The organism is Vibrio sp. YT-16, from assembly GCF_033337405.1.
Lineage (GTDB): Bacteria > Pseudomonadota > Gammaproteobacteria > Enterobacterales > Vibrionaceae > Vibrio > Vibrio alginolyticus.
Genome location: NZ_JAWOQQ010000004.1, coordinates 390,343 through 401,659 on the forward strand (window position 1 = coordinate 390,343; position 11,317 = coordinate 401,659).

An 11,317-nucleotide genomic window follows, 5' to 3' on the forward strand; every position below is an offset into this window, starting at 1 on the left:
TAACGTAATGTAAAATATATTGTATACAATCTACGTTTTCAAGTGTGACTCGGAGCATATTTATGTTGGTCAAGGATGAAACTAAAAAGGAAAGGATCGCTGTGATAGGTGCGGGGATTATTGGCTTATCAATTGGCTTGAAATTGCAGCAGCAAGGTTATCAAGTCACGATTTTTGATCCCAATGGCGTGGGGAATGGATGCTCTAAGGGAAATGCAGGCCATATCGCGACTGAGCAAATCTTCCCTCTTGCAACGCCAGCGCTGCTTCCACAATTACCTAAAATGCTGCTAGATCCCAAAAGTCCGGTTTCGATCCGTTGGCAAGATATTCCAAACACAATCGGGTGGATGATTCGTTTTCTATTACAAACCAAGCCATCAGCCGCGGAGCGGGCAAAAAACGCGATTAAGAGTCTTAACGAGCGGTCAGTGGCAAGTTGGCGTGGCGTGCTTGATTCAATCGGAAAAGCGCATCTAATAAAAATGAATGGTTCATTGCTCACTTTTGAAAACGAGAAACTGTTTCAGAATTATCAAAGCACGCTTAACTCACTGGCTAAAAACGGTGTGGCGTATCAAGTTTGGACACAAGAGGAGATTCGAGAGCGGATACCTGATCTCAGCCATAAGGTTCGTGTCGGCGTCTTTTTTCCCGATACAGGTCATACGCTAGACCCCTATCAGCTCTGTGTTGAGCTAAGTGAAGCTTTTGAAGTTATTGGCGGTAAGGTTTTACAAAAAGATGTATCTGCGTTGGCGAAAAATGGCGAGGTGCTGGTTGAGTCTCAAACGTATTCATTTGACCGAATCATTGTTGCTGCTGGTGTACATTCTAAGCCTTTGATACGGCAGCTAACCGGAGTCAAAGTGCCTATTCAAGCCGAGCGTGGTTATCACCTAATGGTGGATGACAAGCGTGATGTACTGCCATTTCCTATTAGCTCTGCAGATAGAAAATTCATCATGACTCCGATGTCTGGCGGGCTACGCTTGGCAGGCACTGTTGAGTATGCCGATGTAGAATCACTACCCAATATGAAACGTTCAGAAATGCTTTTTCAGTTAGGTGATGAGATGTTTGAATCGGAGTTAAATCCACTCAAGCAAGGAGAAAAGTGGATGGGTAATCGGCCTTCAACAGTCGACTCGTTACCGGTTATTGATAGCATTTGGGATGGAAATGTATTACTGGCATTTGGCCACCAACACCTTGGATTAACTCAAGCGGCGATTACGGCAGATCTCCTTTTAGAGCTTATCGAAGGAAAGCCGACATCGATTGATCTATCACCTTTTTCATTACAACGATTCGCCTGAAAAATTTAATATTAAATATTGTATAAAATATATTAAATGCTAATGTTAACTTAATTTTAACAAAAATGGTGTCCAACAGCCGTACTCGGATGCCTCCAGAAAAACAACCAAAAGGAGTAAAACATGTCACGAATGACCAAAGCACCATTGGCGCTGTTGATTTCAGGAATGCTGTTGGGGGCCTCTGCTTATGCTGAAGACAAATTGACGGTCGTATCTTGGGGTGGTGCATTCACCAAGAGCCAAGTGGAGGCATATCATAAGCCTTTCATTAAAAAAACAGGTGTTGAGATCGTATCCGAGGATTTCAGCGGCGGATTAGCTGAAATTAAAGCACAGGTGGAAGCGAACAACGTGCGCTGGGATTTGGTTTCTCTCGACAAGCCAGACATTGTTCGTGGTTGCGCCGAAGGGTTACTAGAACCAGTGAGCCCAAGTATTTTGCCTCCGGGCGCAGATGGAACACCAGCACAAGAGGATTTCATTGATGGTGCGATTCACGAATGCGCAATCAATACCATCGTTGTGTCCACAGTATTAGCGGTGAACGAAGACGCGTTTAAAGGTAAGGCTTTGCCTAGCAAGTTGACCGATCTTTTTGACCTAAAAACTTTTCCAGGTCGACGTGCATTGCAAAAACAACCTCAGGGCAATCTTGAGTGGGCACTATTGGCTGATGGTGTAAAGCCAGAAGAGGTCTACAGCCTGCTCGAAACCGAAGCGGGGCGTGAGCGTGCTTTTGCTAAGTTGGATACGATCAAATCAGAAGTGCTGTGGTGGACAACAGGTGCCCAGCCACCTCAAATGCTTGCAGATAAAGAAGTGGTGATCGCCTCGGCGTTTAACGGCCGAATCCACAATGCCCGTAAAGATGAAGGTCAACCATTTCGGATTATATGGGACCGTCAAATGGGTTACATGAATGGATGGGCGATACCTAAAGGGAGTGAGAACACAAAGCTTGCATTGGACTTCATTGCTTTTTCTTCAGGAACAAAACCATTAGCTGATCAAGCTAAGTACGTTGCCTATGGGCCTACGCGTAAGTCGTCTTCGGCGGAGGTGAACCCAGACATTTTAGCGAACCTTCCTACCGCACCTCAAAACTTCCAAACCGCCTTCCTGATTAACGATGAATGGTGGTCAGACTACGCTGATGAACTCAATGAAGAGTTCAACACCTGGCTGCTTAACTAGGCGTTAATTTTTGTATGGGGCCGAGTTTTCATCCATAAGCGAGGTTCCGTACTTTTCCTCAACTGTATTTATGTTTTCGGAGAAATGATGAAAGTCATCGAAGCACAGCAAGTCGCGCAATGTTTAACAATGAAGTCTCTTATTGAAACGATGCGTGAAATGTACTCGCGGCCAGCAACAATACCTCAACGCCGAGTCATGCCCTTAGAAGAGGGAGAATACGAGGCGTTTGCGCTACTTCCAGCTTGGAACCAGGAGTTAATTGCGGTGAAAGCCTTTACGTATTTCCCGCATAACCCTGAGCAAGGCAAAGATACGCTTGCATCTAAGCTGCTTGTTTTTAGACGAAACGATGGTGAGCCGCTCGCACTCGTGGACGGTAAAGTTTTAACGTTTTGGCGCACCGCCGCAGCTTCTGCGTTGGCAGCGGACTATTTGGCGCGTCCCGATGCTGATCGTCTGTTGATCTGCGGAACGGGCAATCTTGCGCCTTATTTTGCGTGGGCATACGCTGCGGTTCGCCCACTTAAGCAGGTTTATATTTGGGGGCGTAACTCAGATAAAGCCGAGGCGACGGTAGATGCCATTGTGTCATCTTCAGAGTATCAGTCGCTTCCTGATGAGCGTCGGTTTCGCGTTTCAGTCGTAGAAAAAGTGGACCACGTTATCAAACACGTTGACATCATCAGCTGTATTACTGCATCAGCAGAGCCTTTGTTTAATGGCGCAGACGTGCAGCCGGGCACCCATATTGATTTGGTCGGTAATCATGACTTGGACAAGCGTGAATGCGACTCTAAAGCAGTGCAACGAGCACAGGTGTATGTTGATAGCCGTATTAATGTATTAGCCGAAGCGGGCGATCTTCTCATTCCAATTCAAGAGGGCGTATTCACGTCAGACGATATCAAAGGGGAATTACCGCAGCTTTGCGCCCAACAAATCTCAGTACGTCAAAACGATGAGGTCATTACTTTATACAAATCAGTTGGCAGTGCTTTGGCTGATTTGGCCGCTGTAAAGGCGGTGTTGTTAGAAAATGGCATAGATAGCCATGTCTGAGCATTTTCGCTCGTTCATTTAAATTGCATACAATATACATATAAGGAAAGTAGTTCATGAAAATTGATTGGAAAGGTGTTTATCCGGCGGTCAGTACGCAATTTCGTCAAGATCAGTCAATCGACTTAGACGCAACGCAAACTGTTATAGATAACCAAATTAAAGATGGTGTGAATGGCATTATCTGCTTGGGTACCGTCGGTGAGAACTGCGCGTTGTACCCGGAGGAGAAACGCCAGGTCTTGCAAGCGGCAAAAGAAGTCGTAAATGGCCGTGTGCCTTTGATTGCTGGTACAGCAGAGTCTATTACCACAGCAGCTGTTGATTACATGCAGGATGCGTACAAAATTGGTATCGATGGTTGTATGGTGATGCCTGCCATGGTTTACCGCACGTCTGAGAGCGAAACGTTCGAATATTACCGCACGCTAGCAGAAGCAACGCCAGAAATGCCAATCATGATTTACAACAACCCGGTTGCTTATGGTGTCGATGTAAACCTCGATATCATGGCGAAACTGGCTGAGTTTGAAAGTATTGTAGCTATCAAAGAGTCGACCACTGATACTCGTCGTATCACCGAGCTTTACAATAAATTTGATGGCCGCTTTACCGTGTTCAGTGGTGTTGATGACATCGCTCTTGAATCATTGATGCTAGGTGCGACCGGCTGGATTTCTGGTTTAACCAACGCACTCCCAGAAGAGTCCGTTGCGATTTATAAACTGGCAAGCCAAGGTCGTTATGCTGAAGCGTTAGAGATCTACCGTTGGTTCTTACCCCTACTGCGTTTAGACACCATTCCTACGCTGGTTCAGTGCATAAAATTGGCCGAGCAAGTCTGCGGACGTGGCTCTGAACAAGTTCGTGCGCCACGCCAACTCTTACAAGGTGAAGAGCGTCAACAAGTCATTCAAATGGTTGAACATGCGTTAGAAACCCGCTTAGACCTATCCAAATACAATCTGTAATTGTGCTGTTTAGTAGAGCGTTAACTGACGCTCTACTCATTCGTAATATTCAAAAAAATGAGAAGAGGGAAGTCATGAGCACGGAAAACAAGGACTATGTCAGCTTTCAACACGTTAAGAAAACCTACGATGGCACGAATTTGGTGGTGAAAGACTTCAACTTAGATATTGCTCCTGGAGAGTTCGTTACTATGTTGGGGCCGTCAGGATCGGGCAAGACCACTTGCTTGATGATGCTAGCAGGCTTTGAAACTGCGACCGGTGGAGACATTTATATTGATGGCGTTCCTGTCAATCATCTCGCGCCGCACAAGCGCGATATTGGTATGGTGTTTCAAAACTATGCGTTGTTTCCACATATGACCATTGCTGAGAATCTTGCGTTTCCTTTAAAGGTGCGAAAACTCGACAGTGACACGATTCAAAGCAAAGTTCAGAGTGTATTAGAAATGGTCGAGCTTGAGCATGTTGCGACTCGATACCCGAAGCAGTTATCAGGTGGTCAACAACAGCGTGTTGCGTTAGCGCGAGCATTAGTGTTTGAGCCTAAACTCGTTTTGATGGATGAACCACTAGGCGCGTTAGATAAGCAGCTGCGTGAGCAAATGCAGATGGAAATTAAACATTTGCATGAAAAGCTTGGTATCACCATTTTGTATGTGACGCACGATCAAGACGAAGCTCTCACTATGTCCGACCGTATTGCGGTTTTTAATCACGGCGAAGTGCAACAACTCGCGACACCAACCGAGCTTTATGAATCTCCGAGTAATACGTTTGTTGCGCAGTTTATCGGAGAAAACAACCAACTCTCAGGTTTAGTCAAAGAGTGGGACGGAAAGTATTGCCAAGTGCTCGTTGGGAAAGAGTTATTTACTGCGAAACCTGTCAGAGTCTCTGAGCAAGGGCAGAGAACAACACTTTCCATTCGACCAGAAAAGATTGTTATTCAACCAGAGAAAGCGTCTTGTGAGAACCAAGTCTCGGGCGTCCTACGAGAATTGATTTATCACGGTGATCATTATCGTCTGGTCGTCGAAGTAGAGAGCGTTGGTCACTTCATCGTTAAAGTACCTAACGATAATCGTAAACACTTGCAGTTAACGCCTGGCTCAATTTGTCGTATTGGTTGGCAAAGTGACGATTGCCATGCTCTTGATGGGACACAAACTCAAAGTAGCGAGGTAGCAGCATGAGTCGAGAGCTAACCGCATTAGATTCTGTATTGGAAATCGAACGCCAAGTTCATGAGCAAGAAACCAATTTGAAAGCGCAGTTGCAAAAGGCGGAGCGCCGAAAAAAGCTTCGCTCCATTATGCTCACAACGCCATTGGTGTGTTTTATTCTGCTTACGTTTGCTTTTCCTATCCTCGACATGCTTTATCGAAGCGTGGATAACCGAGAAATATCCCAGTCACTACCACAAACTATTCAAGCCTTAGAAAGTTGGGATTATCAAGGTCAGCCTCATCAAGAAGTCATTGAGGCATTCTCTGTTGAAGTACTTGCGCTTTATCAAAGCAAAGAGCTACCGAAAATAGCCAACCGGATGAATATTGAAGAGTCTGGTATGCGCAGTTTACTCATGAAAACCGGCAGAAAGTTGTCTCGTTTGACGTCGCTGCCGAGCTCGGTGACACAGCTAGCTAAGCTGGATAAGCGTTGGGCTAATCCTAAATATTGGGCGGCGTTTAAGAATCTTAGTGGCGCATTCACATTCAGTCATTATCTTGCAGCGCTAGACTTGCAAGTGAATGAGTTTGGAGACATTGAGCCCCAACCAGAAAAACGCCAAATATACGTCGACCTTTTCTTTAAAACTTTTTGGATGTCTATTTCAATCACCTTAATTTGTTTGGTGATGGCGTACCCCGTTGCTTACCTGCTTGCCAATTTACCTGATAAGCGCGCGAACTTACTTTTAATTATTGTGCTGCTGCCATTTTGGACATCATTGTTAGTCAGAACCACGTCTTGGATTGTTCTGCTGCAAAACCAAGGGGTCATTAATGATCTCCTTATTTGGTCGGGTTTTACTTCTGAGCGAATTCAGATGATTCACAATACCTTCGGAACGGTGGTGTCTATGGTGCACATTCTGTTGCCTTTTATGATCCTGCCTCTGTATAGCGTAATGAAAGGAATTAGCCCAACTTATTTCCGTGCCGCTCGTTCTCTAGGCGCGACGCCTTTCATTGCGTTCATCAAAGTTTATATGCCGCTTACGTTACCGGGGATAGGTGCGGGGGCTTTGCTTACTTTCATTCTTTCTATTGGTTTCTACATTACACCCGCTTTGGTTGGTGGAAGAAGCGGACAGATGATCTCCAATATGATTGCCTATCATATGCAGACATCACTGAACTGGGGGATGGCTGGCGCATTGGGTGGACTGCTTTTGTTCGTTGTACTGGTTCTGTTTTATATGTTCAACCGTGTGGTTGGCATTAACAACCTTAAGGTAGGGGGATAACCATGGCATTACCAAACTATGCATCAAAAGTAGAGCGAGTTGCTTACGCAGGTTACTTAGCTTTTTGTGGGGTGGTGCTGTTCTTTTTAATCGCTCCAATTCTGACCATCATCCCGTTATCGTTTAATGCAACGCCTTACTTTACTTTTACCGAGGGGATGTTAAACCTTGACTCGGCAGCGTATTCTACTCGCTGGTATCAAGAAATGTTTACTAGTGATCAGTGGCTGTTGGCGCTGAAAAACAGCACGTTTATTGCTTTTATGGCGACACTCGTTGCAACAGGGCTAGGAACTCTGGCGGCGTTGGGTTTAGCAAGTAGTAATTTGCCTTTTCGCAATACGATTATGGCGCTGTTGATCTCACCCATGATCGTACCAGTCATTATCTCTGCTGCTGCGATGTACTTTTTCTACACACGCCTTGGCTTATCACAAACTTATTTAGGCGTCATTTTGGCACACGCTGCGTTAGGTACGCCTTTTGTCGTCATTACCGTTACTGCGACGTTAAGCGGCTTTGACCATAGCTTGGTAAAAGCGGCGGCTAGCTTAGGAGCAAACCCTGTTTATACTTTCAGACACATTACCTTTCCTCTGATTCGTCCGGGGATGATTTCTGGCGGCTTGTTTGCTTTTGGCACTTCGTTCGACGAGGTTGTGGTGGCGTTATTCCTGACTGGGGCAGAACAAAAAACCGTTCCTAGGCAGATGTGGTCAGGAATTCGAGAGCAAATTAGTCCGACCATATTGGCGGTCGCTACGTTGTTGATTTTTATGTCGGTGTGTTTGCTCGTGACATTAGAAGTTTTACGTAGACGTAATGTACGCATTCGAGGCATTCAAGAATAACCAAACTTTTGCTTTGTTGGTCACTTTGCACTTTTGTTTAGGGGCACCTCAATTTTTGACCAAATGCGCCTCATTGTAGGCGCTTGTCTTTTGTGTTTATCTTCAGCGATGACTGACATATCACTCTGGTAGATTAATGCCAGCCTCCTCGAAACGTGCCAAAGGCGACTTGTTTGATCGCTGATACCAACTAGCTGGCATGTTTGATTTAAGTCGCGCTTTTTCTTCCTTGCTAATCACAACATAATGCAAAAACGTATCAAGTGTGGTTCCCATCACGTCGAATGTCATTTCCCCATCTTTGCTGATGGCTTTCAATAACCCAGCGACGGTTTCCTCAGAAACTAACGGTTCAACCACCGCGTTTTTTCGCTCTTTTATTGACGTTGAAGCGGGCAGGTTTGCACGTGCCGTCTCCCAGCAAACTTTGTTGGTTTTACTGATAAGGTTGTGCTTGTAGCAGTAGTAACTGAATAAAAAGCGTGGCAGGTTTTGCCAGCGTTCGGCTTGGACTTCTAACCAAAGGTGTTGTAGCTCAATATCAGCGTCGGTCATAGGAGTTGTTTAGCAAAAAGAAAAGAAACCATTTTATAGCTTTTGTGAGGAGCAATAAAAGATATTTGAATGGAAAGATAAACAACTAGTTGATCAATATTACTAAAGCAAATCGATTTCTGGCAAGCCCGTGTAACGGCAACTCGAGTACCAAAAACTGATACCGCCACATCTAGTTGTTAACAAAATGTTTCTTCTTGTCTTGCGAGTAGATTATATGGTGATGCTCTTGCAGTAATAAGGGCAGTGGCGATGCAAAAGACGTAATGCATCTAAGGAAAACTCAATATAGAAGAAATTAGATGGAACTGAAGACTTTGAGTGTCGCGATTGCGACAACATTAACCAGCACTGGCGTATTTGCGTTAAGCGAGCCAGTTTCTCAAGTTACAGAGCAACATGCACATTCGGCTCATACACACGGTGTTGAATCCAATCGAGTTGAATACCAACCAACCGCAACTCTCCCTATTCAGCCCTCCAAGGCAACTCGAGTACAGTCACTTGAAAGCCTTGATGAGTCGAGCACTGCTTGTGATTTGGAAGCATTGGTTACCGAAAGCAGTAACCAATTGATCGGCGAAATTTTAAGTCAGGGCGCGACGTGTGTGAACCAGCTATTCTCTGCTGAAAGTCGGATTCAAGAGTCGGTATTTAGCTCCGATCATATGTACAACATTGCGAAGCGTACTACGACATTGGCGAAGGGGTATACAGGTGGCGGGAGCGATGAACTAGAAACGTTGTTCTTATACTTGCGCGCGGGTTATTACGCCGAGTTTTACAATGACAACATCTCATTTATTGAATGGGTTACACCAGCGGTGAAAGAATCAGTGGATGCGTTTGTTAACAACGCAAACTTCTACGAGAACAGCGATCGTCACGGCAAAGTGCTTAGTGAAGTCATCATCACTATGGATAGTGCGGGCTTGCAGCACGCGTACTTACCACAAGTGACCCAGTGGCTTACTCGTTGGAATGATCAATACGCCCAGCACTGGTATATGCGCAATGCGGTTAACGGTGTTTTTACTATTTTGTTTGGTGGGCAGTGGAACGAGCAATTTGTGCAAATAATTGGCAACCAAACGGACCTTGCCAAAGCTTTAGGCGATTTCGCTCTAAGGGCGTCATCAATCGGTGCTGAAGATGAGTTTATGGCCGCGAATGCGGGGCGAGAGCTCGGGCGTCTGACCAAGTATACGGGTAACGCGAGTTCTGTTGTGAAGAGTCAGCTGAGTCGAATCTTTGAACAGTATGAAATGTATGGTCGGGGTGACGCGGTTTGGCTTGCGGCGGCGGACACCGCCTCATATTACGCAGATTGTAGTGAGTTCGGAATTTGTAATTTCGAAACTGAGCTAAAAGGCTTGGTGCTATCGCAAACTTATACCTGTAGTCCGACAATTCGAATATTGTCCCAGAATATGACGCAAGAGCAACACGCGGCCGCATGTTCTAAAATGGGTTACGAAGAGGGTTACTTTCATCAGTCTTTAGAAACGGGTGAACAGCCAGTAAAAGATGACCACAACACTCAGCTCCAAGTCAATATCTTCGATTCAAGCACTGATTATGGTAAGTACGCAGGGCCAATTTTCGATATTAGTACTGACAATGGCGGTATGTACTTGGAGGGCGACCCTTCCCAGCCGGGGAATATTCCCAACTTTATTGCTTATGAAGCCTCTTATGCGAACGCGGATCACTTTGTCTGGAACTTAGAGCACGAATACGTGCATTACTTAGATGGTCGATTTGATCTCTATGGAGGGTTTAGTCATCCAACTGAAAAAATAGTGTGGTGGAGTGAAGGCATTGCAGAGTATGTCGCTCAAGAAAATGACAACCAAGCAGCACTTGAGACGATTCTAGACGGCTCGACATATACCTTAAGTGAGATTTTCGAGACTACTTATGATGGGTTTGATGTCGATCGAATTTATCGTTGGGGGTACTTAGCTGTACGTTTTATGTTTGAAAATCATAAAGATGACGTAAACCAAATGCTGGTGGAAACGCGCCAAGGGAATTGGAGCAATTACAAGGCCACGATCACCCAATGGGCGAATTTGTATCAAAGTGAGTTTGAGCAGTGGCAGCAAGCCCTTGTCTCAAATGGTGCACCTAATGCAGTCATAACCGCAAACAGTAAGGGGAAAGTCGGTGAAAGCATTACATTTAGCAGTGAAAACAGTACAGACCCAAACGGGAAGATCGTCAGCGTCTTATGGGACTTCGGTGATGGCTCGACAAGTACACAAACCAAGCCGACGCACCAATATGGGAGTGAAGGGGAGTATTCGGTCAGTCTAAGTGTGACAGACAGTGAAGGCTTGACGGCAACCGCCACTCATAGTGTTGTTATCTCAACGTTGGGCGGTAATGACACATTGCCACAAGACTGCGCGGTGCAAAGTAAAGTAAGCGGTGGGCGCCTAACAGCAGGAGAGCCCGTTTGCTTGGCAAATCAACAAACCATTTGGCTAAGCGTGCCAGCGGTGAATGAGAGCTCAAATCTGGCGATAACGACGGGGAATGGTACGGGCAACCTAAAGCTTGAATACAGTAACTCTGGTTGGCCGGATGGTGCTAATCTTCACGGGTGGTCAGATAATATTGGTAATGGAGAGTGTATTACGTTGTCAAATCAGAGTAACTACTGGGGCTATGTTAAAGTATCTGGTGACTTTGAGAATGCCGCCATCGTCGTTGATTTTGATGCTCAGAAGTGTCGTCAGTAGGGCATTTTAACTGCATCATTTTAATTTAATTGATCGCCTCGCTAACATTGCGGGGCGTTTTTGTTTTTCACGCCGTTATCTCTATAAAAAAAACCAGCCCGAAGGCTGGCAAACAAGGAGTTTGAGATGAAAATGAAAACGT

9 protein-coding genes are annotated in these 11,317 nt (G+C 45.4%); 8 read left to right on the plus strand and 1 reads right to left on the minus strand.

The features are described 5' to 3' along the window. Positions 1 to 62 precede the first annotated feature (62 nt). The 7 genes from R7F07_RS10150 (at position 63) to R7F07_RS10180 (ending at position 7,873) form a co-directional block, all read left to right on the plus strand. Complete coding sequence (locus R7F07_RS10150; RefSeq protein ID WP_171342700.1) at positions 63 to 1,319, plus strand: NAD(P)/FAD-dependent oxidoreductase; 1,257 nt, start codon at positions 63 to 65, stop codon at positions 1,317 to 1,319. A gap of 123 nt (positions 1,320 to 1,442) precedes the next feature. Then, positions 1,443 to 2,516 carry a polyamine ABC transporter substrate-binding protein gene (locus tag R7F07_RS10155; protein WP_005377854.1) on the plus strand — a complete coding sequence of 358 codons (1,074 nt, stop codon included), beginning with the start codon at positions 1,443 to 1,445 and terminating at the stop codon, positions 2,514 to 2,516. 87 nt (positions 2,517 to 2,603) lie between these two features. Then, entirely contained in the window at positions 2,604 to 3,578 is a 975-nt protein-coding gene (locus tag R7F07_RS10160; protein WP_054577903.1) for an ornithine cyclodeaminase family protein, read from the plus strand. Positions 3,579 to 3,634: 56 nt separating this feature from the next. Further along, the gene (locus R7F07_RS10165) at positions 3,635 to 4,549 is read left to right on the plus strand and encodes a dihydrodipicolinate synthase family protein (protein ID WP_318110489.1); all 915 of its coding nucleotides are present in this window, start codon (positions 3,635 to 3,637) and stop codon (positions 4,547 to 4,549) included. Positions 4,550 to 4,623: 74 nt separating this feature from the next. After that, positions 4,624 to 5,745 (plus strand): ABC transporter ATP-binding protein, encoded by a 1,122-nt coding sequence (locus tag R7F07_RS10170; RefSeq protein ID WP_054866064.1) that lies wholly within the window; start codon positions 4,624 to 4,626, stop codon positions 5,743 to 5,745. Further along, positions 5,742 to 7,022, plus strand: a complete 1,281-nt coding sequence (locus R7F07_RS10175) for an ABC transporter permease (protein ID WP_145474128.1) — start codon at positions 5,742 to 5,744, stop codon at positions 7,020 to 7,022. The genes R7F07_RS10170 and R7F07_RS10175 overlap by 4 nt, the downstream gene beginning before the upstream one ends. A gap of 2 nt (positions 7,023 to 7,024) precedes the next feature. After that, a complete protein-coding gene (locus R7F07_RS10180; protein ID WP_006741629.1) occupies positions 7,025 to 7,873 on the plus strand; it encodes an ABC transporter permease in 849 nt (282 codons plus the stop codon). Between the two features lie 120 nt (positions 7,874 to 7,993). Here the strand turns inward: R7F07_RS10180 and R7F07_RS10185 are convergent, their stop codons facing one another. Continuing rightward, the gene (locus R7F07_RS10185; RefSeq protein ID WP_171342699.1) at positions 7,994 to 8,428 is read right to left on the minus strand and encodes a hypothetical protein; all 435 of its coding nucleotides are present in this window, start codon (positions 8,426 to 8,428) and stop codon (positions 7,994 to 7,996) included. A 302-nt stretch (positions 8,429 to 8,730) separates the two neighbouring features. Between R7F07_RS10185 and R7F07_RS10190 the strand changes: the two genes are divergently transcribed. Next, positions 8,731 to 11,175 (plus strand): collagenase, encoded by a 2,445-nt coding sequence (locus R7F07_RS10190; protein ID WP_171342698.1) that lies wholly within the window; start codon positions 8,731 to 8,733, stop codon positions 11,173 to 11,175. Positions 11,176 to 11,317 lie beyond the last annotated feature (142 nt).